The following is a 24,880-nucleotide window of genomic DNA, read 5'->3' as shown; positions in this document are numbered from 1 at the left end:
GTCAACTTTTGACATCGCGCCATCGTCAATAGGATATCGAGTTCGCCAGGCCCATAACTGGGCCTGGTCCATTTAGATTGCTGGGCACAATGCTGCCGACATGCCAAGGTTCAGGGTCGATGAGAACACCATGGAGATTTGTTGCCGATCTGGTGTCGCGCAAGCCGAATGCGGAAGTATCTGACGAATTACATTCGGATGTGACAGAGGCAACGGCAATCGAGCAATCTCCGGCGAATGAAACTCCACTTCAAGACGTCGTCGCTGAGGCGCTTGATCCGTCTTCCGAAGTCGACACGAGGGAAGATACGGCATTAAATTCGAACAAACCCGTCTCGAATGTTGCGGCTGAGCCCGCGGTTGAAGAAGCGCCCTCGGAATCTAACAATGCTGCTACCGTCGAGGAGCCTGTGCCACTCAAGACCACTGTCGTAACAGCTCACAGAGGCTCGAGAGGACTCGCCAACGGCGTTGTGCCTGCAGCCAAGGGAGCCTTGTCCACCACCAGCGCGACGGCAAACTTGTCCATCCCCGGCACGTTCATCGACGAAATGGCTGAACTTGATGCGGAGGTCGAGCAGTTGCGGCGTCAATTAGCGAGAAAGCTGATTGAGCAAAATGCACAATTGCGAAGGATGCTTGACAGGTTCGAGGCCAGTTGAGCGCTTGGATGAGTACGCGGCTCTTATCTGACAAGGGCCCGTTTGATGGAATGAGCGCTTCGAAGCTGCCGCTGAAGCATCGCCTACGAGCGAGTCCGAGACTGGAGAGAAAAGTCCACAGCGCGATCGCAACGTAACGTAGATGGGCTGCAACAAACGTTTATTTTGGCCGGGCGCACGAACTGTCGTCGTGATCGTGCCATCGTTTCTTGCAATCAACGCGCCGCCACCCGTGTGCGCGATTCGAAATGACATGAGGAATCAGATATGCTGAAGACCACTCTCGTTGTAGCAGCGAGCCTTCTTTCCCTGACACGGTTGGCTAGCGCCTCCAGCGAAGGGGCTTGGAACGCGCTTTTTGCAAAGGCCAATGGCACATGCATCGGTCAGTCCCGCATGGTTTCCCCCGAAGCGACTGCGCCGGTGGTCTTCGACGATGCGACAGGAAAGATCGCGATCCTTCTTCGCGAGAAAAGTGGCAAAGCGAGGAAGATGACTAACCTTATCTGCCTTTACGACAAAAAATCAGGCAAGGCTTCCATCTCCGAGTACGAGTGGCTGGGACACTAAGGGCTTTTTGACCGACCGTCCTCCTAAGGAATTGCCTGGTGTCTGTGCTGCAAGGTCTGCCAAGGTTGCAGTGCAGAAGCCAGGCCAAGACCGATTACGCCAAGTCGCAACTTACTTATCTCATGCGCTGTATTCGAGAGTGCGCATTATGCCGCGCAGTTCAGCGAGCCCCTTAAGCCGGCCGATCGCCGAGTAACCGGGGTTTACCGTCTTGCCAATGTCGTCGAGGATCTGATGGCCATGGTCTGGCCGCATGGGTATCACCGCATCGGCGCGTCCACTGTCAGCGCGACGTTTTTCTTCTGTTAGCAAGGCTCTCACCACGCCGACCATATCGACATACCCATCAAGATGCTCCGATTCATGAAACGAACCGTCAGGCTCATGGGCGACATTTCGAAGGTGGGCAAAATGAATATCCGGTCCGAACTCGCGCGCCATCTCAACGAGATCATTGTTTCGATTTGCCCCATAGGAACCGGTACAAAGTGTGATCCCATTTGACGGAGACTTGACGCCATCGATGATCGCGCGCGCATCGCTGGCGTTGGAGACTACGCGTGGCAGGCCAAAAATGGGGAAGGGAGGATCGTCGGGATGGATGGCAAGCTTCACGCCCACTTCTTCTGCAACGGGGACGATCTCTCGAAGGAACTCGATAAGATTTGCGCGCAACGCGTCAGCAGTAATCTCGCGGTAGCGATCGAGCATGTTGCGGAAGCTGGCGCGATCATAGACGAATTCGCGAGCCGGCACCCACGCAATCAGATTTCTTTCCAGCCGGGCAAGGTCTCCTTCACCCATGCCCGCCAGTCGCTCGCGCGCGGCTTTGATCCTCTCAGGCGGATGGTCTGCTTCAGCACCCGGTCGTTGCAGGACTAGGACGTCATAGGCACAGAATTCGACAACGTCGAAGCGCAACGCAGTGCCACCATGCGGCATGCGATACTCTAGATCGGTCCGCGTCCAGTCCGTAATCGCCATGAAATTGTAACAAACTGTGCGCACGCCCGCAGCGGCAACAGCGCGAATGGAGCTTTTGTAGTTATCGATAAGCTCGCGGAAGCGCCCGGACCGGGTCTTCACGTCCTCATGCACGATTATGCTTTCGACAACGCTCCATTCAAGGCCGGCGGCCTCGATCTCGGCCTTGCGGCGCGCCACCTCGGCGGCCGGCCATGCTCGTCCGTCATTGAGATGATGGAGTGCGGTTACCACCCCACTTGCTCCGGCCTGGCGGACATGTGCAAGCGGGACGGGGTCGTCAGGACCAAACCATCGCCAGGTCTGTTTCATGGGCTTTTTCTTTCTTGGGTCAACAGCCGGCGTGTGGGCTCTTGGTTGGAATGGTTGACAGATGATCGGCTGCGGGGCGCAGCTCCAGAGCTGGCGCACCAAGCAGGCGCCCGAGCAAAACCGCCTGAAAGCAACCTTCTCCTGACCGGACCACAACATGGCAATCGGGCGGCGACACCGGTCTCGTGCGGCGCTGGTGGGAGCTGCTTTTCAACAGTCATGATCCTGCCACTCCTCCTTGGCTGGTGATTAATGGCTACACCAAGCGTCGATGGGCAGCAATATAGTCATCATACAACATTGGAATTTTTGTATGTTGACATAATCTGATTTCACTTCTAGCGATATTGATGTCGTTTGGGGGAGCGACTGGAGATGACTGCACTTATCTTCTTCGATGACTCGTTGTCGTCCGATACGGACAAGCGCTTGGTTGCGCGCGCTCTTGATGAAGCGACGGTAGCACTGCTCAGCCATCGTGCCGATCTCCGCTCGTATCCGTTGAGCCGATCGAACGCGCGAGATCAGTCAGGTTGGAGGCTTCACTGCAATCAGTTTGGATCGCTGCCTTTGCCTTGGGCGCCCACATCAGAACATGGGGCGCCGCATCGGCTGCGCGCGTTTCGCCAGCGTTGTCGCCGAAGACTCGCTGACTGAGGGCGAGGTTTACGAGCTTGCATGCGAACCGGCCTACACGCTCGCGGAGGAGGCTCGTCGATTTTAGGCAAGAGGGGCGAGGAGCCCACAACTGGGAGGAAGCAAATGAGGAATGTTTCAAAGCTCTTTGGCAGTGTTGTCGTAGTGTCGCTGCTGACGCTTGGCGTGGCGAATGCGCAGACCGTTTTGAAGTCATCGGATACGCATCCCGATGGTTATCCGACAGTGGAGGGCGTGAAGTATTTCGGTGAGCTGGTAAAGGAGCGGACGGGAGGCCGCTATGCCGTCGAAGTGTATCACTCCGCTCAACTCGGCGAAGAGAAGGACACGATCGAGCAGGTTCGATCCGGCGTGATCGAATTGAACCGGGTTTCCATGGCGCCATTCAATGGCACTGTGAAGGAAACAATCGTGCCTGCACTGCCATATATCTTCCGTTCAGAGGAGCATATGCACAAGGTCATGGACGGACCGATCGGAGACCAGATCAAGGCCGCATTTGAACCAGCTGGTCTGGTGGCGCTGGCCTTTTACGACGCCGGTAGCCGCTCGTTCTACAACAAGCAGAAGGCGATCAAGTCCGTGGCGGACATGAAAGGCATGAAGTTCCGCGTTATCCAGTCTGACATCTTCGTCGACATGGTCGCGGCACTCGGCGCCAACGCCACGCCAATGCCTTACGGTGAGGTCTATTCATCGATAGAGACCGGCGTCATCGACGGCGCGGAAAACAATTTCCCGAGCTACGATACGGCCAAGCACGCCGAAGTCGCCAAATTCTACTCGCTCGATCAACATACGATCCTTCCGGAGGTGTTCGTTATGAACAAGGTCGCCTTCGACAAGCTGACGCCAGAGGATCAGGCAATCTTCAAGCAGGCCGCCAAGGACAGCGTGGCAAAGCAGCGTGAGCTCTGGGCTGCGAAATCCGAGGAGTCGCGTGCAAACGTGGCGAAGGTCGGTTCTGAGGTCAACGAGGTCGAGAAGCAGGGCTTCATGGATGCAATGAAGCCGGTCTACGACAAGCACGTCACCGACGACGTGCTGAAGAAGATGGTGGCGGACGTCCAGGCGGTACAGTGATTCCTGAACTGCAGACCAATGGATGTGGGCGTCCTTGCATGGGCGCTCACATGGTCCCGGAGAACAAGGCATGCACGTTGAATTGAAAAGTGGGTTGTCGATCCTGTCGCGGATCAATACTGCGGCCTTGTGGTTGGCTGGCATCGGTCTCGTGTTGATGACCGTCATCGTCGCCTGGCAGGTCTTCTGCCGATACGTATTGAATGATTCTCCCAGCTGGACCGAACCGGGCGCGGTCATGATCATGAGCTGGTTTATCTTCCTCGGCGCTGCTGTTGGCGTGCGCGAAAACAATCACATGGGTTTCGATGTCTTGCTCTATGTGCTGCCGCCCTCAGCGAAAAAGTGGCTTCGCATGATCTCCGATTGCGTCATCTTTGCCTTTGGGCTGGGCATGGTTGTCTATGGAGGCAGTCTCGTCAGCCTGACGTGGAATACAGTCCTGCCATCGCTCGGCATTTCTGGCGGTTGGGACTACATGCCGATCGTCGCTGGCGGAATACTGGTCATTCTTTTCTCACTTGAGCGGATCGTGCTGCGCCTTTCGGGTGCGCCAATCGATATGGAACTCGATGAACTCGCCCCGGCCGAAATCGCGATCGAACTCGGAAATGCCGAAATGAGTGAAGGCGCCAAGACTGGCGCAGCAAAGGGTTGAGCAATGGAACTTTGGATACTCTTCGCTGCCTTTACCCTGCTGATGTTGATTGGTACTCCGATTGCCTTCTGTCTCGGCGTCGCCAGTTTTGCGACCGTGCTCTATATGGGTCTGCCGCCGATGGTTGTGTTTCAGCGGCTCAACTCGGGAATGAGCGTCTTCTCGCTATTGGCCATTCCGTTTTTCATTTATTCGGGAGACCTTATGGTGCGGGGCGGCATCGCCCAAAGAATCGTCGCATTTGCTGCTTCGCTCGTCGGTCATGTGCGCGGTGGACTTGGTCAGGTCAACATCGTGACCGCGACACTTTTCGGCGGAATTTCAGGCTCCGCAGTGGCGGAGGCTGCTGCCGTGGGTGGGTTGATGATCCCGCAGATGAAAGCTCGTGGCTACGGAGCAGACTATGCCGTTAACGTCACGTCGATGGCCGCCCTTATTGCGCTGCTGCTTCCGCCGTCGCACAATATGATCATCTACTCGATTTCTGCGGGCGGAAAGATCTCGATAGCCGACCTGTTTACCGCAGGCGTCGTTCCCGGCCTGCTGCTGGCTGGGGCCTTAATGGTTACCGCCTACCTGGTGGCGCGCAAACGCGGCTACCCCACGGAGCGGTTCCCGGGCTTTGCGATGGTTGGACAACTGTTTGCAATCGCCATTCCCGGCCTTCTGCTCATCGCGATTATCTTCGGCGGCGTTCGCTCCGGCGTTTTCACAGCGACGGAGAGCTCTTGTATCGCCGTTGTCTACGCATTGCTGGTCACCGTTCTCGTCTATCGCCAGATGTCCTGGGCTGATTTCGTCCATGCCACGATGGGTGCGGTACGCACAACCGCTATGGTACTGTTGATCATTGGAACGGCCGCAGCATTCTCGTGGCTGATGGCGTTCCTGCGCGTGCCGGCTACGCTGGTTGCATGGATGCAGACCATTTCGGACAATCCGATCATTATCCTGCTCTTGCTGAACGTGATTATGCTCTTGCTCGGCACATTTATGGATATGGGGCCGACGATCATCATCACCACACCGATCTTCCTGCCAATCGTACAGGCGTATGGTATTGATCCGGTTCATTTTGGAGTGATCATGATCCTCAACTATGGTATTGGCCTCAACACTCCGCCGGTCGGTGGCGTCCAGTTTGTGGCCTGTGCTGTCGGCAAAATCACCGTTTGGGAGGCGATGCGTTCCATTTGGCCCTTCTATGGGGCCGGTGTGGTCGTCCTCTTGCTCGTCACCTACATTCCGGCGCTGTCGCTCTGGCTCCCTTCGGTATTTAGATAGGTCGACCAAGATGAGCGCTGTTCGGACAGATGTGAGGGTGGAGAGGCGGCCAAAGCTCTCCGAGAACGTCGTCCATACGCTGCGAAGCCAGATCATTTCCGGCGACTTCACCGTCGGCGAAAAGCTGCCGACTGAAAGCCGAATGACGGAGATGTTCGGTGTCAGCCGTACCGTCGTTCGCGAGGCGATTGCCGCGCTGGCCGCTGACGGGCTCGTCGAATCGCGTCATGGCGCTGGGGTCTTTGTGCTCGATCACCCTACCGGCAAGATCAGCGCCATCAGCGCAGACATTGGCAACAAGATCAGCCAAGCCATCAACATGCTCGAGGTGCGCACAGGGATTGAAATCGAAAGCGCAGGTCTGGCCGCGCAGCGTAGGAACGTGGCCCAGGAGGCGCGGATCCAGGAGGCGTTCTTCGAGTTTGAGCGTCTTCTGGAGCTTGGTGAACCAACGGGGAAGGCCGATTTCCAGTTTCATCGGGAAATCGCAGCAGCCACCAACAATCCGTTCTACGTTGAGATTCTCGACGCGCTCGGGGACCGCACCATCCCATGTGACACAAATTCGCCCTGGTATTCGGTGGAAGTGCTGTCCGATGAGTACCTCCGTGGCTTGCAGAGCGAGCATCTAAAGATTCTACAGGCCATTTCGGCGGGGGATCCGTTGGCGGCGCGAGAGGCGATGCGCGCACACCTGCAGTCGGCACAGGAACGCTACCGCAAGCGTTTGGCAGGCCAGCAAGCGAAATATTCCAACGCGGCTCGAAGGTCGACCTCTCGGATCTGATTTTCCGGTACAACGAGCGACATTTGAGTTGGTGTTTATAGCTCTTTGGCGAAGCGCCATTCGAGGCGCACTGAGCTGCAGTCAGCGTTTTCGACAAGGATGGCAATTTGCCTCGGCCCAACGATGACTTGTCGGTAGGTCAGTTTTGGGTTCGTTGGACGTGGTGCGACAAACCCTATCAATCCCCAGCCAATATACCCCCCAAGGGCGGCGCTCGATATCCTGGCCGATCGGAATGAAACTGAGCGTGGATGTCTTTGAGGTTGGCACTCCTGCCTGTCGAAGCGACTTGTCTCGCTCGTAAATCCAAGAAATGAACAATACCGGTTTCGGCAACGACCATATCGTAACAGCTCCAAACTTGGAAATGGAGTTATATGGATGCATACCGAAACCGAACTGCCTCTTTCTCGCCGCCAAGCGCTATTTGCTGGGGCCACTGCTTCGATCGCCGCGGTAGCGGCTCCTGCCTTAGCTGGCGAAAAGACGCGTCAGCACAGCAAACCTTCTGAGGCCCCCTTCTTAGGCGGTGAATTCGTCAGAACCAAAGATGGCGTCGAAATCTTCTACAAGGATTGGGGCCCAAAGGACGCCCAACCTATCCACTTCCATCACGGCTGGCCGCTTTCGGCGGATGATTGGGATAACCAAATGCTGTACTTCCTTAGCAAGGGTTATCGCGTCGTTGCTCACGACCGCCGTGGTCACGGTCGCTCGACGCAGGTCGTTTATGGCAACGATATGGATCACTATGCTTCAGATGCCTCGGCTGTAGTTGAGCATCTGGACCTCAAGAATGCGATCCACATTGGTCACTCGACGGGGGGCGGCGAAGTTGCCCGTTATGTGGCAAAGCATGGACAGCCGCAAGGGCGGGTGGCAAAGGCGATCCTGGTAAGCGCCGTTCCACCTCTCATGCTTAAGACGCCTAGCAATCCGGAGGGAACGCCGATCGACGTGTTCAATGGATTTCGTGAAGCTCTTGCCGCTAATCGTGCGCAATTCTATCTCGACGTGGCGGCAGGCCCGTTCTATGGCTTCAACCGCTCTGGCGCGCAGGTTTCACAGGGCGTCATCAACAACTGGTGGCGGCAAGGTATGATGGGAAGTGCGCAGGCCCAATACGAGGGCATAAAGGCTTTTTCTGAGACCGACCAGACAGAGGATCTCAAGGCAATCCGCGTACCCGCACTCGTCACGCAGGGCAGCGACGATCAGGTCGTACCCTACAAGGACGCCAGTCTACTCCAGCATGAGCTGATCAAGGGTAGCGTTCTGAAAATATACGATGGCTATCCCCATGGGATGCTCACCGTTCATCCAGACGTCATCAATCCCGATCTGCTAGCCTTCATCAAGGGTTGATAGCTAGTGGCAGTGGAAGAAATGCGGTGCGCTTAAGTGCGCCGCATTCCTTGGCAATACCCATAATCGCCACAGTGATTGCGCAGTCCGGATGCACCGATGCGCGGGTCCGATTGTACTAGAGCCCAAAGCTCGATCTTCACGCATCATCTGTTGCTTGCCGGAACACAACCGTGCGCCAAAACGGATGCTGTAGGCAGCATAGCAGAGCCCGTTGCGTATCCAGCCCACCAGGATGCTAACCGGGTTCATAGCTTCGTTCAGCAATCGGGTGAAGGATCCATCAACGAAGTGGTAGGTGAATGGCTGAGCCGGGCTTGGATTACCTATACCAAGGTCCAGAAGAAGAAGACGTTCGTTTGATCGATCTCGTGGTTATGCCTCGGCAAACTTGGCCGACTTAGATCAACCAGGGCATGCTATCGATGCGGTATCCGGACTCCAATCGTCTCTCTCAGAGTCTCGTCCTCTTTGCTCAGAAGAGTATCCGACCAGACAATTCCGTCTATCCCGAGGAGCGGTTAAGAAACCGCGGGACCTTGGCCCCATGGCAGCGCAAGAGAGTGGTGGAGTTCATTGATGGAAATCTCGCGAGCGATATTCGCGTTGATGACCTTGCCCGTATCGCTCGATTGAGTAGCAGCCACTTCGCGGCAGTTTTCAAGGCGGCGTTCAATCAATCGCCTTATCAGTACGTTTTGAAATGCCGCATGCGGCTGGCAAAGGAACTGCTTCGTCTAACTGATCTGTCCCTTTGCGATATCGCGCTCGATTGCGGGCTGGCCGACCAGGCGCATCTTTGCCGCCTCTTTCGGAGGCACTTTGGCTTGACGCCCAAAAACTGGCGGACAGCCGGCAGGCTGGCCTCAGTGCAGGTCAAGGCGAGTGCTGCCGTGTTATGTCCCGCTCTTTAGACGAGATGTCTGTGCCCTGAAATCGACGAGAGGCCTCACATGCAATTCGAACAACTACGCAAGAACCTCGTATTAGCTGCCGTGCCGGTCTCGCTCTCGGCGGTGTTTCTTCTGGGCACCCTTGGGCCGTTCGACGCGGTAATCACAGTTCTCTATATTCCGATCATCATTTTCTCGACCAGGATTTTCCCCAAAGGCATTGTTACCTACGTCGGCCTTGCCTGTGTGGTCTTGACCTGCGCGAGCTTTGTCCTGGGGCATGTCGAAGGGTTCCATGCGGTGGGGCTTGACCAGTTTGCGGCAATTCTCCTGGCCATCGCTGCAAGTACCTCGTTTTCAGTTTGGATTCCGAAATCGCGGTGACCAGTGTGCCGATGAAGGCTCGCGCGACGAACAGTAACAACGGAAGTCTGTGACGTGCCTGCCGGCTGTGCCAGACGGGCGTTTGTCGCCCCGTTACATTGGACGGAAGCGCCTGTCCACCGGCGGCGCGTTCATACTAAAGCAGGGTCAACGGGTTGGAGCCCTGTGGGTTGCCCCGATGCATCACCCGAGGCGATTGATCCCGAAACTCGCCGTCCCGATATATGCCAGTTCCGATTGATATCGGAGCTCAGATTCGCTTCCGATGCCGACTTTGCAATACCAATTGTTGAGACCTCGCGGAACGGTTATCGTCATGCTGCCCCCGATGTTGGTCTCGGGGAGGGTAGGGCATCTTTCAACCGGCGTTTAGGAGATAGGCATGGCTAGGCTAGTCTTGGTAGCGTTTGGCTTCATCATAAGCGGCTTTAACATTGCGCCAGCTCAAGCGTTCCCGGCTATTAGCCCGGGGATTAAACTGCCGCCGTATATGGAACCAGTGCAGTGGCGTCACGGAGGGGGCGGCGTCTACCCTGACATCGTCGGAGGTGTTTTGACGCAACCACAATATGGTCCGTACCGTGCTCCATATTACGGCACCAGGTACCGCCAATATACACCTTCGCTAGCCTATGAAGGTGGCAGCCACGTGAGTTGGTGCTATGGGCGCTATCGTACCTACAGGGCTTTCGACAATACTTACCAGCCCTACTACGGACCTCGTCGCCAGTGTGTAGGACCTTATTGATGGTGGTATCGCTGTCTTCGCGTCATAGCCAGTGGAACGGTGCACCGGTCAGAGACTGGACAATACCTTAAACAGGGACATCGAAGTAGCTTTGAACGCCCCGGGGAGGCGCGGGAGCGAGCTTGATCGCCTCAAACCCGCCTACACTAGGTTTAGCATCGAGTCCGTCAGAAAACCCGACCGCTGTCAGCGGTCAAACGGTCAAGGAGTGGCTTTGTGATAACGCGAAACAGCTTAGGATCGTCCATAGCCCGCGCTGACAGCATCGCGCCGTGAACCGCTGCCATGAACAATTGTGCCTCATCACCGGGCTTTCTAGGTAGCAGGAACAAACCTTGTTCCACACCTGCCTTCAAGACGGCAGTCAGCCATTGTGCTAGCCTCGCGAAGTGTGCTTGCACCTTGGATGATATGTCGTCTGGCAACATTGCCATCTCGCCGGCGAGCATAGCACAGACGCAGATCGGCGCCGATGCGTCCTTGATGCATCCCTGCCAGTAGTTCAGATAAGCTTTCAGGCGGTCGAGGGGGTTTGGAAACCTATCGTCCAAGGCCTTGAGGCCTTCCGATGCGTGCCGCGTGTATCGATCGACGAGAACCGCGACCAGCTCGTTCTTGGTCGCAAAGTGATGATGGATGCTCGCCTTGCGGATTCCAATGGCATCCGAGATATCAGCGTAGCTGAAGCCATTGTAGCCGCCCCTCACAACGAGAGACTGCGCGATGTCCAATATCTTGTCCGAGGTCGATGGCGCGGTATCCATAATTTAGCCTATCTACTGATAGGAAGGGTGTCAATCTAGTGTGGATGATTTCAGTTAACTTGACATGAAGCTAAAAGCTACCTACTAGAAGGTAGGCAATAAGAAATGGAGCCAACTGTGACTAATCAAACACTCTCGCAGTCAGACTGGCTGCGATCCTACTACTCTGTGCGTGCAGCCTTCTCAATCTTGTGGGTAGCGGCCGCCGTTCTCTTCACCGGCAGCCCGACCTTGGTATCGGCACTGCTTGTCATCTATCCAGCATGGGATGCTGTCGCCAATTACGTCGATGCCCGTTCAAATGGCGGCTTTAAAGAAAACAGCTCTCAAACGCTCAACATCTTCGTCAGTACCGTTACGACGCTCGCGGTAGTCTTGGCCGCGACCAAGAGCACATATGCTATCTTGGCCGTCTTTGGTGTCTGGGCCATTCTATCCGGTGCACTTCAACTGACAACCGGAATCCGTCGGTGGCGCGGCTATGGTGCGCAGTGGGCAATGATCCTGAGCGGGGGCCAGTCTTGCCTGGCTGGCGGGTTTATGATTACCCAATCGCTCGGTACCACGCCCCCATCGATTCTCGACGTCGCCCCGTATGCTGGCTTTGGCGCCTTTTACTTCCTGATTTCCGCAATCTGGTTGACGATCTCTTCTCGTCGTAAAGCAAGGTCCGCGATTTGACTGGGTAAGGTTCGGTCGCATGTGCTCCCATGAGGAAGGCTAGGCACAATTTTGCTTTTCTTCCTCAAGGACCGTCCGCGTCCTGTCATATGCCAGGCTCTGACATTGGCTCCCCGGCCGCAGGTCAGATAGCCTGGCAAGACGCCGAGTGGGCCGAGGCACTAAGGACGAAGTCTGGCCAACTGTTCGCCGCTTTGTGCGTCATAGAGTGCGAGGTCGACAACGTAGTCACCTGACTTGCGAACGAGATCGAGGATTGTCGCAGCAAGACGTGCTGCGCAGACAGGATTTACTGCCAGATCCATCGTCTCCTTACTGGAAAGCGCGAGTCTTGCGAGCAAGTCCCCGTTCGCCAGGGCGGCGAACATCCGGAAGCTCTCGACCTCAAGGTATGCGTCTGCATCCCCTGTACTCGGAGGATGCCGTGCGTCGAAAAGTTGGAGAAACTCGTTTTTTTGTTCAGCCGATAGCAATTGGACCTCCTTGGATCACTGTAACTCGATACACGGCGACATATGCTTTGCCACTCATGGTACTGTATTTCCAGAATTGTTTCCGCCATTGCGTCAAGGTTGACGACACTGAACACGATCGGGATGGCGCTGTTGTAGTAGCCCCAGGTTTGAACTCGATTTGATCGCGAATGTTCACCTTTGCCACCCAGGTAGCGGCTAGAAAAGCGGTTGCGTGAGTTGGCCGCAGCGCTAGGCTCATTCAACACCTATTACTTCATGAGGGTGCGGGCTATGTGCACCAACGCCGCATCGCTGCTGTTCGACGATTGACCTGAACGCCCACCAGCGTCCAGCCAACATCGGTTCATGACTGCCAGAATTTCCTCATCTGTCTGAACCACACCCGCTGCACTGAAATCGGATCGAACTTTAGCGAGGATATCATTCTGTTTAACGTCAAACGCCGTCCTGGCAAGATCGTCGGAATAACACTTGGCATCCTCCTCGGAAAGTGTGAGCTTCCTTGCAGCCCACATTCCGACCAGTTTGTTGCGCATGGCCATTCTCATTGCATCGATACGCATGTTCGCCATCGAAACCTCCCTGACTTACGGCGCCAAAACACGAGTTCCGCTACCTGAAGCTTGACATTTCTACTCCTTGGCTCGGTACCCCCCCGATTGTGGACGAAGTGCTACCTGCAGTCCGCCCCCCCCGCCAACCCAGCCGATTTGGCCCTGATCGGTTCCCACTTCTTAGCCATGACTGCTGATGTTCGTTGCAGCCATCGGCGAAAATATCACAAAAGTCGGTCAGAATTCGGTACGGAGTTGTAGGCCTACCCCTCTCTTCCGGAGATCGATGCTGAAACTGAATAGCGACGTTCGAGTACTTTGGCGATGTCGACGTTCCTGGCCTGGCATGCGGGTTGATGGGGGCAAGGCTGCGTCGGGGCACTGCAGGATATGTGGACGCATAGAAACGTACGAGCGGCGGGGGCAACGTGAAGCCCTCCGCCGCATCTTCCGAGGTCCGCCGCCTGCTCTCAAGGAAGACCGCTCAACATACCTATGTAGTTCCCGCAACGGAATCCCCGGATATCGAAGGAATGCAGTCTATCGCCAACAGATTTTTCCACATCATGGCGGCTACGAGCATTAAATGAGCCGCCACAAGACTTTGTCCTGTGGATAGCCTGTGGGAAACCGGTGTGCATCCTGTGCGAATGCAGGTGTTTGCACTGCGCGAAGAACCATCCCCGGCTTGCGAACGGCACTCGAATCCGCTCAGATGTCATTGTCAGACACGGCCTCCGCCGCAACGTAGCCGCCCTGACCCAGGGGGCGCTACCGACAAGGTCGGCGAGCGCCCTTTTCCTTTTCAACTATTGGTAATTGATCCGCTTGCCTATCTGAGCGGCCGCTCTCGACATCGTCGTACCGACCGTAGTGTCGTGTTTCGTGTCGCTGTGTCAGATCCTGTGTCGCGTTATATCCGATGTGCTGGGCCAGCTCGCACGGCGTCGATGAACGCCCGAAGCGCTGGAGCCATCTGCCTCTGCTGTGGGTAGCAAATGAACCAGCCAGGAAACGGCGCGGACCACGCCTCGAGGCAACTCACCAGCCTTCCACTGGCAAGGTGATCGAGGATCATTTCCTCTACGGCAAATCCGATGCCCATATCGTTAAGAACCGCGGCTACAGCCGTTTCCTTCTCACTTACGATGAGAGGGCCGTTGACGGCGACGCTAAACCACGCGCCTTCTTCAAAGAACTCCCAAGCATATGGTGCCTGATGCCCGGGCCAGCGCCAGCGTATACACCGATGGTTGACGAGATCACGAGGATGTTCGGGGCAGCCATGCCGGCGGAAATATTCCGGTGTGGCGACAGCCAACTGACGTAACTCAGGTCCCAGTCGGACAGCGACCATATCTCGTTGGATAACCTCGCCGATCCGTAGCCCGACATCATAGCCTCCAGCGACGATGTCAACCGTCTCATCATTGATTGTGACGTCGAGCACAATGTCTGGATAGCGTTCGGCAAAGCTCGCGAGGATTGGTTCGATATGCTTCTGCGCAGCGGAGCGGAACGTGTGCACGCGAACAGTGCCCGCTGGTCGCTCACCAGCGGTTCTTGTCTGTGCTAAAGCTTCGCCCAACTCGAACGCTGCGGGACGAACCCGTCGGAACAAGTTTTCGCCAACCTCCGTCAGTGACACGTTTCTCGTCGTTCGGTGGAAAAGGCGCATTCCCACTCGTTCTTCAAAGCTCCGGATCATCTGGCTAAGTGACGATGGCGATACGCCAAGCACCTCTGCTGCGCGGCTGAAGCTCAGGTATTCGGCGACGGCGATGAAGGCACGCACTTGGTTATAGTCGTTGCCTGCGGGAAGTTTGTCCACCAACGTCACTTGCATTGTTAAGGCCGCCTAACAAGGGCATTCACTTTTCATCGGATTATATACATGAAGCGAGCGTGGCAAGGTGCTCTTCGTCAAAAACGAAGGAGCACGTCATGACCACTTGGCTCATCACTGGAATTTCCCGCGGCCTTGGGAAAGCGCTCGCTGAGGCAGCGCTAGCAAGGGGCGACACCGTCATTGGCACGATCCGCGGTACTGACCTGCCGATAAAGGAGTGCCCGGGCCGGCTGCACGTGCTGTCAGTCGATCTCGGCGACGGCGAAGCTGCGGAGGCCGTGACACGTCAGGCGTTTGAGATCGCGGGACAGATTGATGTTATCGTCAACAACGCGGGCTATGGGCTGCTTGGTGCACTTGAGATGGCGGCGAACGAAGATGTCGCACGGCTCTTTGCTGTCGACGTCCTTGCACCATTCCGTATCATTAAGGCTGCCATGCCGTACTTGAGAGCGCAGGGGCGTGGTCACATTATCAACATCACCTCCATTGCGGGCCGCGCGCCCGGTGTCGGGACCGCGATGTATTCAGCCGCCAAAGCGGCTCTTGAAGGAATGTCTGCAGGTCTCGCCCTGGAAGTCGAGCCGTTCGGAATCAAGGTCACGGCGGTCGCACCGGGTGCATTCCGAACGGATTTCCTCTCCGACCACTCAATCCGAAGGAGTGATGCTGCCGGTGAAGTATACGCGGAAACAATAGGGAAGAGTGAGGCGGCCTTCAAAGCGGCCGATGGTCGGCAGGCAGGCGATCCGGTTCTTGCCGCGCAGGCATTCCTTGCGCTCGTGGCCTGCGATAGGCCTCCGCTCCATCTCCTCTTGGGGAGCGATGCACTCCGGCGCGCGCGAACCAAAATCGATCAGGTTGTCGAGGAAGTCGACGAATGGGAGGCTGTGACACGCAGCACGGATTTCGCGGTGTCATAGGGGAGGAGGGATTGTTGCGAGCCTCAGGTGAGGGCATCGTCGCTCCGCCAGCTGAGGGAGCAACGGACGCTCGCTGACAAAGGGCCTGGCCGCCAGCTGGTTCAGAGGCGGCATAATTGCGCCGGTGACCAGAGGCGAAGAGAGTGGCTACTTGTGAACGCAATAGACAATGGTCGAATCGCCCTTGCCAATTGCTCACTTAGACCAGGCATGGTAGGCGGTGGCCATGGAACATGTTCGCGGATTCGCCCGGCCTTCGCTTATCGCCGTCTATCGAACGGTGTGTCAGGCGCGTTGAATTCCTTATGAAACAACCGCCTCACGGCGGGTTGGTTTCCGCCTGAGGCATTCCTGGAGCGGAAATGTCTGATCATCCCCTAAAGACCTTAATCGTTGCCGCTGATCGCGCTATCTCGAACAAAGACTTCGACGGATTGATGCGGTTCTACGCAGAGGATGCCACCCTCGTTGTTCGGCCTGGTCTCCATGCCCGCGGCAAGCAGCAGATCAGAAAGGCGTTCGAGGCGATCTCGGCCTACTTCGAAAATGGATTAAAAGTCAGACAAGGAAAAATGAATGTCATTGAGAGCGGTGACACGGCCCTTGTGATCATGGAAACATGGTTGGATACCATCGATCAGAACGGCCAAGACCTATCAAACGTGAGACGTGCAACATATGTCTTCCGGAAAACGTCGGGGGGAGGCTGGCTGTGTACTGTGGATAATTCATACGGGACTGATTTGCTAGACGAAGCGGATTAACGGCCGCTGGGACTGCCATGCCAAGTGGCGCGTCCTAACCTCGCGCGGGTTTGTAGATAGGTTGGGCGACCAGGTCGTCTTGTTCATCGTGAGATGGTGTCCGCCGGGCGCGCACTCAGCGCCCGGCTGTCGATTCCGAATGGTGACGTATTACATGTTGGATCTCGAACAGGTGCCGGATCTTGGCCGTGAGTGTCGAGGGATGACTGCTATCTGCAAGGATCTCTTCCCCAAATAGATGCTTTTCGGAATCGATCCGGCGAGCGAGCAGGACACCCAATTCGTCCGCAAGCGATGGACGCTCGCGCATAACCGCAGCGAGCTGGTCCTTGGCGACTTCGTAGGCGACAACAAACGTAAGCGCTTTAATATTTCCAGGCTCTAGCGCACCCATGAGAACTCCCCGCTCTCCAAAGATATCTCCAGGGGCGAGTCGATTTAACTCGATATGCTCCCCCTGAGTTTCGCGCTCGACAACCGCCACGCCACTGCGCACAACCATGAGCGATGTCAGTGAAGTGTCCTGGGCAGCGATTACCGCTCCCTTGCGAAATGTTTGCCGCTTTATGCCGGCGACGAGGGCTTCCTTCTCATCCTCAGTCAAGGTTGCAAACAGCGGAACGGTGTTAACGAGCCGCCACGCAGACCCTGGATGCTTGGAAAGCACGCCATCCTCGGCCGCACTGATGTCGGCCAGCGAGTCACCGACAGGCGGCGCCAGTTGGAGGCCGCTTGCTCGTAAATGCCTGTACACAAGATCGTAGATCTCATTCTTCGCCGGAGACACCCCGCCAACGCCACTGACCCTGAACGCCAGTTCGACCTCAACTCCGTTGCCGTCGAGAGCCACTATTGTCACGGACGGCCCGGGGACCTTGAGTATCCGATTGCTGCTCAACAACACCTCGCGCATTGTCTCTTCGATTGCGGACGGTGGCTTGGTAGGCAGGACGCGTACTCTAACATCGACGCCGTGGGATTCTTCCGGACTGGTCAGGTTTGTAAGGCGCCGTTTCGCGAGAATGCTGTTCGGTACGATGACAACATCGTTGGTGCCGTTGAGAAGGTGGGTGGAGCGCCAGTTTGTCTCTATTACGCGACCCTGAACCCCATCATCGAGGACAATCCAGTCCCCAACGGTATAAGGTCGGCCAAGGTTCAAAGCCACACCTGAAAAGACGTCATTCAATGTGCTTTGCAGCGCAAGACCCAAAACAATCGCGAAAACCCCGGACGTCGCAATCAATGTACCGACAGGAACGCTAAATACATAGGCAATGACAGATAGACCCGCTCCAACGTAGATTGCACCTACGATCAGGTCCTGGAGCAGACGTCCCTCTCTGGGCTTTCTTTCGAGGATAAGGAAAAGCCGCACGAAGCTGACAAGAACCATCGCCCCGCCAATCCACCAGACAGATTTTGCAGCTCCTACAAAGATCCGCCACGAGAGTTCCTCGGCCTTGATGTCCGGTGAATATGGCTCGATCCCATGTGACAGAAGGATGCTCGTCAGAAGACCGAAGAACGCCATATTTGCGATCAGCCGGCGGGTCGGATTTCTTCCGAATGCCAATCTTGCGCCTGCGCTTAGAAGAACGAGCGCGATAAACTGAAAAATTGCGTTGGAGAAAATTTCCCGCGACATGGCAATTCCGTGAGACCGAGTAGCTTTGGTTTATAGCTCGTGATGTGAGCTCAGGAAATGGTGGTTAGGGTCGTATCAGGCAAGGCACTAGAATCATCAGGACTGGCATTTGCATTCTCGCCCTATCGGATTGGATGACGTCGGCCTAGCGAGTATTTCTGGAGGGAACAGCGCGGCGCTCGCGCCGATCGACCGGCGCATTCATAAGTTCGAGGGCACGGACGACGGAATTGCACTTGGGTATTGATGATTACTGAATGAGTTGGGGGGGAGAGCAAACTAACGCGCTTCGGCCTGTCGCATGCTGATTACAGTTCCGATCTCTTCCACTACGAAGTCGACGAACGCGCGCAGCCGCGGAAGCTGCCTGAGGTCGCGATGGTACCCCACCCATGTCGCGCGCGATGGCGGTCGGTCATCAATGGCAAGTTCGCGGAGATCGCGACGGGCGTCGCCCAAAGGACGCGGGAGGACTGCTAGGCCCACGCCGCCAGCGCACAGTTCGGCCTGGACGTCGCGATTGTTGCTTCGCATCGCTATGCAAGCGCCGGGAAATTTCTGCTGCATCCAGGCGACGTCGGGCATCTCGGAGAACGCCTCATCCATGGTAATCAGCGACACGCCCGAGGGGTTTTCCAGGTTTGCGTCATCTGCCATTGCAGCCTGGTAAAGAGCGTATTCGATCGAGACGAGCTTCCTTGCCACCACATCGGCCGCTGTGAAAGGCGTAATTCGGAAGACGATGTCGGCTTCGAGGCGAGACAGGTCGAGCAATCTGGATTCCGTCAGGATTTCGATTGAGATCCTTGGGTGTATTCCCGCAAATCGGGACAGCAGCGGGGCGAGAACATGTACGCCAAACCAGTCAGAACATGAGATCCGCAAATGCCCTTCCAGGTGGCGCTCTCCACCCGCAAGTTGTCGCTCCAGCCCCATCGTCTCCTGCTCAATGCGCACTGCGTGCGAGAGGACCAGTGTGCCTTCCGAGGTCAGCACGAACCCGTCGGGCGTCCTCTGAAAAAGAATATGTCCAAGCGATGCCTCGAGCGCCTTTAGCCGCCGTCCCATGGTCGGTTGTGTCAGTCCAAGGGATCGTGCGGCGGCGCCCAGAGTGCCGCATCTTGCGATTGCCAAGAAGAGACGCAGGTCGCTCCACTCCATGAGGCCCTCAAAAATGCATGATGACTATACAAGACTTATGATGTCCATACGAAACAGAATGGGTCAAGGTCTCCGCGACAAAGGAGATACGTTCATGGATAGTATGCTTGCAGCAATTGTCGAGATGGCCGGAAAACCGGCCATTTTAAAGACGATCGCTCGCCCAACACCAAAGGCGGGTGAGGTGCTCGTTCGTGTCAAGGCAAGTGGCCTCAATCCCCTTGATTTGAAAATCCGTGCAGGCTTGGCGGCGCACGCGAAACAGCCGTTGCCTGCTATACTCGGAATCGACCTCACGGGCGTCGTTGAAGACCTTGGTGATGGTGTCACCGAGTTCTCCGTCGGCGACGAAGTCTACGGGATGACTGGTGGCGTGGGCGGCCATCAAGGATCACTTGCTCAATATTCAGCTGTCGATGTACGGCTCATTGCGCAAAAACCATCGTCCATAACCATGCGCGAGGCGGCGGCGCTTCCTCTTGCTGCCATAACCGCGTGGGAAGGGCTGATCGACCTCGCCCATGTCAAGGCTGGTGAAAAGCTGCTCGTCATTGGCGCTGGTGGCGTCGGCCAGATTGTCATTCAGATTGGCCGTGCAATCGGTGCAGACGTCTATGCGATCGATCGTTCGAAGGGGGAGTTCATCACGGACATGGGCGCCACGTCCCTTGCCGTCGAAACCGGGATCCTGGAACACCTGGAGGTCCATACTGCAGGACATGGATTTGACGTGGTCTATGATACCGTCGGGGGCGAGGGCCTTGACACGGCATTTGCGGCGGTCGCTCGACGAGGTCGTGTCGTCAGCTGTCTGGGTTGGGGAACTCATGCGCTTGCACCCCTATCGTTCAAGTCGGCCTCCTACGCTGGAGTATTTACCCTGGTGCCACTGTTGACCGGGGAGGGCCGCGAGCGACATGGTGAGATCCTTCGCGAGGTCGCTAGCATTGTAGATGACGGCAAGTTGCGAGCGCTTGTCGACGGTCGAACATATGGCCTCGACACTCTCAATGACGCTTTTTCTCTGCTTGAAAGTCGTGCAAATACCGGAAAGGTCGTTGTGTCGTTGTGACCCCTCAATGAGCGGCCTAGTCTTTGCTGGTCGACCGCATCGAGCATCCTATCGGCCTAGCATGCCTTTACAATTATGGCCAACGGCCTATATGCACGCCGGTCGTCGAAAACGAGCGCGACGAGTTCCGGATTCTAGAAACTGCGGAACCAAATGCGGTTCCCCGGAATTTAATCGCGTGTGTGGCGGAGAGCGCAAGATGTTCATGGGATCACCTGTTCCGATCCGTAAGGTCGCCGTCTCGTTCCTCGACAACGATGAGCGTCAGACGGTCAGGTCGGTAGCCGAGATGACCGAGCTTTTACTTTCTAGCAGGTGGCCGAAGCGGGCAAACGATGCTCTGTGGAAGGAGGCGCTATCGTGTTGCCTTCGCTCCCAACAGGATCACAAGAAGGCCAAGCGCGCACGAAGAGCTTTCGTCAAGGCAGCTCGAGGAGCTAACATCGTCGTGTACTCGAAACACTAGGCCCGTAGCCACCAAGCAGTGCCGAGCAGCGGGGAGGGGGCCAGCTACCTATACCCTAACCCTCCTAGGCCATGGAAGGGCAATCTGCCTTGACCGTCAGGCGGCTATCCGCGCCTCCAGGACCATGTTGAACGGTCCTGTAAAGGCTCTTCTGACTTGGCCGAACCCACCTGAGCGGATGACTTCCGAAAGCTTTGCTTCACCCGCCTGTGCACCCAAACCTTCGCCGACCTCCTGATCAAGTGAGGTTGGCACGCAGATCATCGTCGATGCATTATAGTAGAGGCGTCCAACCGGGTTCATATTGTCTTCGGGACGGTCGCCCGCGATGGGCTCCACGATCATCCACGTGCCATCAGCTTTGAGTATACGACGCATGTGATCTGCGCAGCCACGCGGATCACCCATGTCGTGAAGGCAATCATAGCTGGTAACGAGGTCAAATTCAGTTTCCTTGATTTCCTTGGCTGCGGCCGCGATAAATTTAACACGGTCGGCCACCCCATGGCTCCGGGCATGATTGTTTGCTTCTTCGATCGACGGCTCGTGAAAATCGTAGCCTACGAAGCTGGCGTTCGGATATGCCTCAGCCATCAGAATTGTCGAAAAGCCGACGCCGCATCCAACATCTGCAACCTTAGCACCCCTCGCAAGCTTGTTCTCGACGCCTTGGAGAGCGGGCAACCAGGATTGTACGATATTGTTCACGTAACCTGGGCGGAAGAATGCGCCTACCGCACAGAACAGACACCCGGCGGAATCCCCCCATCGCACGCCACCTCCCTTGCGGAAGGCGTCTTCGACCTTTGCTTCGCCCTCAATCATCGCAGCTGCCAGATCGAAAGCACCTTCCAGGTACACTGGACTGTCTTGATTGACGAACACCATCTCCTGTTCAGGTGACAAACTGAACAGTTGGGCGCCACTGTCGTAGTCGATATATCCGTTGGCGGCCTGCGCCAGTGCCCATTCCTTGACATACCTTTCGGTTAACCCGCCAGCCGCCGCCGCAAGACCAGCGGCGGATACCGGGCCGACCCTGTGAAGCGTGTTGAATAATCCCAGTCTAAAGCCGACCCGAACGGTGGGTACGCTATAGGCACCACCAAGATCGCCAAGCATTTTTTCGACGAACGAATGAAGCTTTGCTTCGTCAAGCTGTTCCATGTCATCCCTCCCAACGGCCCGTCTTTTGGCGGGCAAAAAGGCTGGGCGCGGACAACGCGCCCGTGAACGCTCGTACAGTTGAGATTATATCGGACGCGGCAAATTCTGTCAGCCAGCTTGCTCTCAATCTTCTGGAAGCTTGCTTATCGAAGCGGGCGCGCCACGGGTGGCACTGTACCATATGTTGATATCAGTAGCCGGCTAACGAAGAAGTGGCGTAAGAGTTATTATGGAACTGACGTGATGATAGCCAACGGCGCCTGGGCGGCAATGCCATGCCCGCGTCGGCGAACTTCATCCGTCCACCGCCTTCGGATGCGCGAGCTTCAGTACAGCAATCGCGTCCTGATCGTTCCCGGAACCTCGCGGAGCGCCTGAAGGATGTCGTCGGCCGTACCAGAGAGATCCTCGACCTCGATGACTACATAGCCCGTATCGCCATGAGTCTGGAGGAATTCGGCAACGATGTTTAGGCCGCGCGACGAGAAAATCTCGTTGAGCTTGATGAGCATCCCGGGACGGTTTTCATGGACATGAATAAAACGCGTGCCGGTCGGACGCTCGGGCAGTTGAACCTGGGGAAAATTGACGGCGCCCATTGTCGACCCGATGTCGGAATACTCGACCAGCTTGCGTGAGACTTCCCCACCGATGCGCTCCTGGGCTTCCTCGGTAGATCCGCCGATATGCGGTGTCAAAATGACGTTGCTCAACCCTTGAAGCGGCGTTTCGAAACGATCCTTGTTCGATGCCGGTTCCTTCGGGAACACGTCGACGGCAGCTCCGGCCAGATGTCCTTCCTTCAGCACCTTGGCAAGCGCTTCGAGATCGACCACAGTCCCACGGGAATTGTTGATGAAGATGGCGCCCTTCTTCATCCGGCGCAATTCCGGTTCGGCGATCATATTGTGGGTCGATGCCGTTTCTGGGACGTGCATCGTCACATAATCGGAAATCTCCAGAAGCTCGCCGAGCGAAGCCATCGATTCTGAATTGCCGCGGCGCAGGCGATCGGAAAGATCGAAATAGCGCACCACCATCCCCATGCTTTCCGCAAGAGCACTCAGCTGCGAGCCGATATTGCCGTAGCCGACGATGCCAAGCGTTTTGCCGCGCACTTCGCGGCTGCCGGCAGCAGACTTATCCCATCCGCCCTGATGCGCGGACGCGGAGCGTGGGAAAATCTGCCGGGTCAGCATGATGATCTCACCAATCACCAGTTCGGCCACCGAGCGCGTGTTCGAATAGGGTGCGTTGAACACAGGTATCCCACGGCGGCGCGCCGCACCAAATCGACCTGGTTTGTGCCGACGGAGAAACAGCCGACAGCAATCAGCTTCTTAGCGGATTCGATAATATCCTCTGTCAGCTGCGTTCGGGAGCGAATGCCGATGATATGCGCATCGGCGATATGGCTTTTGAGATCCTTGTCATCGAGCGCTTTCGGCAGATGGAGGAGGTTGGTGTATCCACATGCCGCAAAGTAGTCCACGGCGCTCTGGCTGATGCCTTCGAGCAGAAGCACGGAAATCCGGTCGCGAGAGAGGGAAAGCTGGCGGGTCATGATGAGACTTTCGATTTTCGATTGAAGGTGGCCAAGATCGCTTCGAGACCGGTGCGGCGCTCTACGACGGCTTTGCGACCATCCGACAAACAGTGCAAGCTCAAATTCAATTATTCGCGGCTTCTCTGAGAAGAACGTTAAATGCTGGCAAAACTCCCGATCACTCGTTTTCCGCCGAAAAGCCAGAAAGGAAACAGCTGACAAGGTTTGCTAGGCCAGGACTGATCTTCGGTTACCCTTTTCAAAGCCGCTTCTCCAACTCGCCTTGCGAGCTCTTCGCCTCTGATGAAGCCGTGCTTCGCTCGGCGGCGAAAAGTGCTCGCTTTGAAAGGTCATCGATCAGGACGGCTCAGTCGACCACACCGCTAAGGCAGCCATAGGCCTGATGCGCAATCGGCGTTGAACTGAGAAAGCCCAAACGACATGCGCCCGAGTCAGGCTTGCCACGGGTCGATTACGATCCCGCCGGTTCCATCGAAATCCTGAACATTACGGGTGACTACAGTTAAACCGTGGACCAGCGCGGTAGCCGCGATCAAAGCATCAGCCTCGTTGCGCCGGTCTGGAACATGTAGGTGGGCACAACGCGTCGCTATAGCGTCGTCAATCGAAAGAACTCGCTCGGCGAATTCAGGGCGAACACGACTATCCATCCATCCACGCAATCGAGATCCCTGGGAGGCGTCACGACGCTGGATGGCTAATATCCCATGCTCAATCTCCAGGATTGTAATTGCGGAAATGAAGAAGTCATTGGAATCTCGTGCACCGATCCACTTCGTTACATTGGCGTCTGCTTTACCGTCTCCAACTTTGCGCAACTCGGAGACGACGTTTGTATCCAGCAGGTACTTCAAGACAAATCGACTTCGCGAGGTGCAATTTCGGCCCTAGGTGGATCCAATTCGATAGTCGATAAACCAGGCATCGAAAGTGCGTCGACGACATTGCGGCGCTTGCCGGTCAGGCGCTCGAATTCGCTGTAGGTGATCAACACGTGGGACGGCTTCCCGCGATCTGTGATAACCACAGGTCCTCTTTTGGCAGCCTTCTTTGCCCGGCTCACGTCGTGGTTCAGCTCCCGGCTAGACAAGGTTGTGATGCTCATAGAATAACCCCATGTAGGAACATACCTACATATAAGGGACCTATTGTCAGTAGAGCGATATCCAAGATAGCCGCTTGAAGGCAAACGAACGGCCGGCAAGGCTCTGGGCCAATCGCGTGTATCGGCGACCTATACTTGCGTACAATTTCGCACGCCAACTTAGCCGATACATAGTGCACCATAAGCCAACTGGATGGAGGCCAACCTGTGACGCATTTTCAAGTCGCCGAACCGACTCCATTTCTACCTATGATCGCGGTTCGCCACCGCGGACTGGCGTTGCCAATTGAGATCGC

25 protein-coding genes and 1 pseudogene are annotated in these 24,880 nt (G+C 56.3%); 15 read left to right on the top strand and 11 right to left on the bottom strand.

The window, feature by feature from the left end; genetic code table 11:
* The first annotated feature begins 119 nt into the window (after positions 1-119).
* Positions 120-662, top strand: coding sequence for a hypothetical protein (locus JNB88_RS13825; RefSeq protein ID WP_220355943.1), 543 nt, complete (start codon positions 120-122; stop codon positions 660-662).
* 267 nt (positions 663-929) lie between these two features.
* On the top strand, positions 930-1,232 hold the full coding sequence (locus JNB88_RS13820; protein WP_220355942.1) for a hypothetical protein: 303 nt from the start codon (positions 930-932) through the stop codon (positions 1,230-1,232).
* 120 nt (positions 1,233-1,352) lie between these two features.
* On the opposite strand, the gene uxuA is transcribed toward JNB88_RS13820, so the two are convergent.
* Positions 1,353-2,528, bottom strand: coding sequence for a mannonate dehydratase (gene uxuA, locus JNB88_RS13815; RefSeq protein ID WP_220355941.1), 1,176 nt, complete (start codon positions 2,526-2,528; stop codon positions 1,353-1,355).
* A 762-nt stretch (positions 2,529-3,290) separates the two neighbouring features.
* Here uxuA and JNB88_RS13810 point away from each other — a divergent pair.
* From JNB88_RS13810 to JNB88_RS34600, 8 genes are all read left to right on the top strand, one after another.
* Positions 3,291-4,268, top strand: a complete 978-nt coding sequence (locus tag JNB88_RS13810) for a TRAP transporter substrate-binding protein (RefSeq protein WP_220355940.1) — start codon at positions 3,291-3,293, stop codon at positions 4,266-4,268.
* A 70-nt stretch (positions 4,269-4,338) separates the two neighbouring features.
* Complete coding sequence (locus JNB88_RS13805) at positions 4,339-4,926, top strand: TRAP transporter small permease (protein ID WP_220355939.1); 588 nt, start codon at positions 4,339-4,341, stop codon at positions 4,924-4,926.
* A gap of 3 nt (positions 4,927-4,929) precedes the next feature.
* Positions 4,930-6,210 (top strand): TRAP transporter large permease, encoded by a 1,281-nt coding sequence (locus JNB88_RS13800; protein ID WP_220355938.1) that lies wholly within the window; start codon positions 4,930-4,932, stop codon positions 6,208-6,210.
* 10 nt (positions 6,211-6,220) lie between these two features.
* Positions 6,221-6,997 (top strand): FadR/GntR family transcriptional regulator, encoded by a 777-nt coding sequence (locus tag JNB88_RS13795; RefSeq protein WP_220355937.1) that lies wholly within the window; start codon positions 6,221-6,223, stop codon positions 6,995-6,997.
* Positions 6,998-7,378: 381 nt separating this feature from the next.
* A complete protein-coding gene (locus tag JNB88_RS13790) occupies positions 7,379-8,362 on the top strand; it encodes an alpha/beta fold hydrolase (protein ID WP_220355936.1) in 984 nt (327 codons plus the stop codon).
* A gap of 416 nt (positions 8,363-8,778) precedes the next feature.
* Positions 8,779-9,276 carry a helix-turn-helix domain-containing protein gene (locus JNB88_RS34605; protein WP_420832188.1) on the top strand — a complete coding sequence of 166 codons (498 nt, stop codon included), beginning with the start codon at positions 8,779-8,781 and terminating at the stop codon, positions 9,274-9,276.
* Positions 9,277-9,315: 39 nt separating this feature from the next.
* On the top strand, positions 9,316-9,639 hold the full coding sequence (locus tag JNB88_RS13780; protein WP_220355934.1) for a hypothetical protein: 324 nt from the start codon (positions 9,316-9,318) through the stop codon (positions 9,637-9,639).
* A gap of 382 nt (positions 9,640-10,021) precedes the next feature.
* Entirely contained in the window at positions 10,022-10,387 is a 366-nt protein-coding gene (locus JNB88_RS34600) for a BA14K family protein (RefSeq protein ID WP_220355933.1), read from the top strand.
* Positions 10,388-10,554: 167 nt separating this feature from the next.
* On the opposite strand, the gene JNB88_RS13770 is transcribed toward JNB88_RS34600, so the two are convergent.
* Positions 10,555-11,151, bottom strand: a complete 597-nt coding sequence (locus JNB88_RS13770; RefSeq protein WP_220355932.1) for a TetR/AcrR family transcriptional regulator — start codon at positions 11,149-11,151, stop codon at positions 10,555-10,557.
* A gap of 117 nt (positions 11,152-11,268) precedes the next feature.
* Here JNB88_RS13770 and JNB88_RS13765 point away from each other — a divergent pair, with 117 nt between their 5' ends.
* Positions 11,269-11,832, top strand: coding sequence for a DUF308 domain-containing protein (locus tag JNB88_RS13765; RefSeq protein WP_220355931.1), 564 nt, complete (start codon positions 11,269-11,271; stop codon positions 11,830-11,832).
* Positions 11,833-11,993: 161 nt separating this feature from the next.
* Here the strand turns inward: JNB88_RS13765 and JNB88_RS33595 are convergent, their stop codons facing one another.
* The 3 genes from JNB88_RS33595 to JNB88_RS13750 all read right to left on the bottom strand — a co-directional run bounded on the left by JNB88_RS33595 (position 11,994) and on the right by JNB88_RS13750 (position 14,708).
* The gene (locus tag JNB88_RS33595) at positions 11,994-12,137 is read right to left on the bottom strand and encodes a hypothetical protein (RefSeq protein ID WP_223217187.1); all 144 of its coding nucleotides are present in this window, start codon (positions 12,135-12,137) and stop codon (positions 11,994-11,996) included.
* Between the two features lie 419 nt (positions 12,138-12,556).
* The gene (locus JNB88_RS13755; RefSeq protein ID WP_223217186.1) at positions 12,557-12,880 is read right to left on the bottom strand and encodes an ATPase inhibitor subunit zeta; all 324 of its coding nucleotides are present in this window, start codon (positions 12,878-12,880) and stop codon (positions 12,557-12,559) included.
* An 895-nt stretch (positions 12,881-13,775) separates the two neighbouring features.
* Complete coding sequence (locus JNB88_RS13750) at positions 13,776-14,708, bottom strand: LysR family transcriptional regulator (protein ID WP_220355929.1); 933 nt, start codon at positions 14,706-14,708, stop codon at positions 13,776-13,778.
* 98 nt (positions 14,709-14,806) lie between these two features.
* Here JNB88_RS13750 and JNB88_RS13745 point away from each other — a divergent pair, with 98 nt between their 5' ends.
* Positions 14,807-15,634: an SDR family NAD(P)-dependent oxidoreductase gene (locus tag JNB88_RS13745; protein ID WP_220355928.1), complete on the top strand. Its 828-nt coding sequence runs from the start codon at positions 14,807-14,809 to the stop codon at positions 15,632-15,634.
* A 362-nt stretch (positions 15,635-15,996) separates the two neighbouring features.
* On the top strand, positions 15,997-16,398 hold the full coding sequence (locus JNB88_RS13740; protein WP_220355927.1) for a YybH family protein: 402 nt from the start codon (positions 15,997-15,999) through the stop codon (positions 16,396-16,398).
* A 115-nt stretch (positions 16,399-16,513) separates the two neighbouring features.
* Here the strand turns inward: JNB88_RS13740 and JNB88_RS13735 are convergent, their stop codons facing one another.
* Positions 16,514-18,046: a cyclic nucleotide-binding domain-containing protein gene (locus JNB88_RS13735; RefSeq protein WP_220355926.1), complete on the bottom strand. Its 1,533-nt coding sequence runs from the start codon at positions 18,044-18,046 to the stop codon at positions 16,514-16,516.
* 279 nt (positions 18,047-18,325) lie between these two features.
* Positions 18,326-19,207, bottom strand: coding sequence for a LysR family transcriptional regulator (locus JNB88_RS13730; RefSeq protein WP_220355925.1), 882 nt, complete (start codon positions 19,205-19,207; stop codon positions 18,326-18,328).
* 94 nt (positions 19,208-19,301) lie between these two features.
* On the opposite strand from JNB88_RS13730, the gene JNB88_RS13725 reads away from it, so the two are divergent.
* Positions 19,302-20,279: a zinc-dependent alcohol dehydrogenase family protein gene (locus JNB88_RS13725; RefSeq protein ID WP_220355924.1), complete on the top strand. Its 978-nt coding sequence runs from the start codon at positions 19,302-19,304 to the stop codon at positions 20,277-20,279.
* Positions 20,161-20,745 (top strand): DUF982 domain-containing protein, encoded by a 585-nt coding sequence (locus JNB88_RS34395; protein ID WP_338110992.1) that lies wholly within the window; start codon positions 20,161-20,163, stop codon positions 20,743-20,745. The genes JNB88_RS13725 and JNB88_RS34395 overlap by 119 nt, the downstream gene beginning before the upstream one ends.
* 96 nt (positions 20,746-20,841) lie before the next feature.
* On the opposite strand, the gene JNB88_RS13715 is transcribed toward JNB88_RS34395, so the two are convergent.
* From JNB88_RS13715 to JNB88_RS13700, 4 genes and pseudogenes are all read right to left on the bottom strand, one after another.
* Positions 20,842-21,912, bottom strand: a complete 1,071-nt coding sequence (locus JNB88_RS13715) for a class I SAM-dependent methyltransferase (RefSeq protein ID WP_220355922.1) — start codon at positions 21,910-21,912, stop codon at positions 20,842-20,844.
* A gap of 326 nt (positions 21,913-22,238) precedes the next feature.
* A pseudogene (gene serA, locus JNB88_RS13710) lies at positions 22,239-23,476 on the bottom strand (phosphoglycerate dehydrogenase).
* Between the two features lie 434 nt (positions 23,477-23,910).
* Positions 23,911-24,333: a type II toxin-antitoxin system VapC family toxin gene (locus JNB88_RS13705; protein ID WP_220355921.1), complete on the bottom strand. Its 423-nt coding sequence runs from the start codon at positions 24,331-24,333 to the stop codon at positions 23,911-23,913.
* Positions 24,330-24,584: a type II toxin-antitoxin system prevent-host-death family antitoxin gene (locus JNB88_RS13700; RefSeq protein WP_220355920.1), complete on the bottom strand. Its 255-nt coding sequence runs from the start codon at positions 24,582-24,584 to the stop codon at positions 24,330-24,332. Before JNB88_RS13700 ends, JNB88_RS13705 begins: the two co-directional genes overlap by 4 nt.
* Positions 24,585-24,880: the final 296 nt, after the last annotated feature.

This window comes from Rhizobium cauense (assembly GCF_019511525.1).
Classification (GTDB): Bacteria; Pseudomonadota; Alphaproteobacteria; order Rhizobiales; family Rhizobiaceae; genus Rhizobium; species Rhizobium cauense.
This window is presented reverse-complemented; position numbering and strand designations above follow the sequence as displayed.

Excerpts from the sequence above, each read along its gene's own strand:
- JNB88_RS34395 (WP_338110992.1), top strand. The coding sequence starts at position 20,161 with ATGACGGCAAGTTGCGAGCGCTTGTCGACGGTCGAACATATGGCCTCG.
- JNB88_RS13800 (WP_220355938.1), top strand. The coding sequence starts at position 4,930 with ATGGAACTTTGGATACTCTTCGCTGCCTTTACCCTGCTGATGTTGATT.
- JNB88_RS13795 (WP_220355937.1), top strand. The coding sequence starts at position 6,221 with ATGAGCGCTGTTCGGACAGATGTGAGGGTGGAGAGGCGGCCAAAGCTC.
- JNB88_RS13740 (WP_220355927.1), top strand. The coding sequence starts at position 15,997 with ATGTCTGATCATCCCCTAAAGACCTTAATCGTTGCCGCTGATCGCGCT.
- JNB88_RS13725 (WP_220355924.1), top strand. The coding sequence starts at position 19,302 with ATGGATAGTATGCTTGCAGCAATTGTCGAGATGGCCGGAAAACCGGCC.
- JNB88_RS34600 (WP_220355933.1), top strand. The coding sequence starts at position 10,022 with ATGGCTAGGCTAGTCTTGGTAGCGTTTGGCTTCATCATAAGCGGCTTT.
- JNB88_RS13780 (WP_220355934.1), top strand. The coding sequence starts at position 9,316 with ATGCAATTCGAACAACTACGCAAGAACCTCGTATTAGCTGCCGTGCCG.
- JNB88_RS13735 (WP_220355926.1), bottom strand. The coding sequence starts at position 18,046 with ATGTCGCGGGAAATTTTCTCCAACGCAATTTTTCAGTTTATCGCGCTC.
- JNB88_RS33595 (WP_223217187.1), bottom strand. The coding sequence starts at position 12,137 with ATGGATCTGGCAGTAAATCCTGTCTGCGCAGCACGTCTTGCTGCGACA.
- JNB88_RS13820 (WP_220355942.1), top strand. The coding sequence starts at position 930 with ATGCTGAAGACCACTCTCGTTGTAGCAGCGAGCCTTCTTTCCCTGACA.
- JNB88_RS13805 (WP_220355939.1), top strand. The coding sequence starts at position 4,339 with ATGCACGTTGAATTGAAAAGTGGGTTGTCGATCCTGTCGCGGATCAAT.
- JNB88_RS13755 (WP_223217186.1), bottom strand. The coding sequence starts at position 12,880 with ATGGCGAACATGCGTATCGATGCAATGAGAATGGCCATGCGCAACAAA.
- JNB88_RS13715 (WP_220355922.1), bottom strand. The coding sequence starts at position 21,912 with ATGGAACAGCTTGACGAAGCAAAGCTTCATTCGTTCGTCGAAAAAATG.
- JNB88_RS13790 (WP_220355936.1), top strand. The coding sequence starts at position 7,379 with ATGCATACCGAAACCGAACTGCCTCTTTCTCGCCGCCAAGCGCTATTT.
- JNB88_RS13770 (WP_220355932.1), bottom strand. The coding sequence starts at position 11,151 with ATGGATACCGCGCCATCGACCTCGGACAAGATATTGGACATCGCGCAG.
- JNB88_RS13825 (WP_220355943.1), top strand. The coding sequence starts at position 120 with ATGAGAACACCATGGAGATTTGTTGCCGATCTGGTGTCGCGCAAGCCG.
- JNB88_RS13750 (WP_220355929.1), bottom strand. The coding sequence starts at position 14,708 with ATGCAAGTGACGTTGGTGGACAAACTTCCCGCAGGCAACGACTATAAC.
- JNB88_RS13810 (WP_220355940.1), top strand. The coding sequence starts at position 3,291 with ATGAGGAATGTTTCAAAGCTCTTTGGCAGTGTTGTCGTAGTGTCGCTG.
- JNB88_RS13700 (WP_220355920.1), bottom strand. The coding sequence starts at position 24,584 with ATGAGCATCACAACCTTGTCTAGCCGGGAGCTGAACCACGACGTGAGC.
- uxuA (WP_220355941.1), bottom strand. The coding sequence starts at position 2,528 with ATGAAACAGACCTGGCGATGGTTTGGTCCTGACGACCCCGTCCCGCTT.
- JNB88_RS13730 (WP_220355925.1), bottom strand. The coding sequence starts at position 19,207 with ATGGAGTGGAGCGACCTGCGTCTCTTCTTGGCAATCGCAAGATGCGGC.
- JNB88_RS13745 (WP_220355928.1), top strand. The coding sequence starts at position 14,807 with ATGACCACTTGGCTCATCACTGGAATTTCCCGCGGCCTTGGGAAAGCG.
- JNB88_RS34605 (WP_420832188.1), top strand. The coding sequence starts at position 8,779 with ATGCTATCGATGCGGTATCCGGACTCCAATCGTCTCTCTCAGAGTCTC.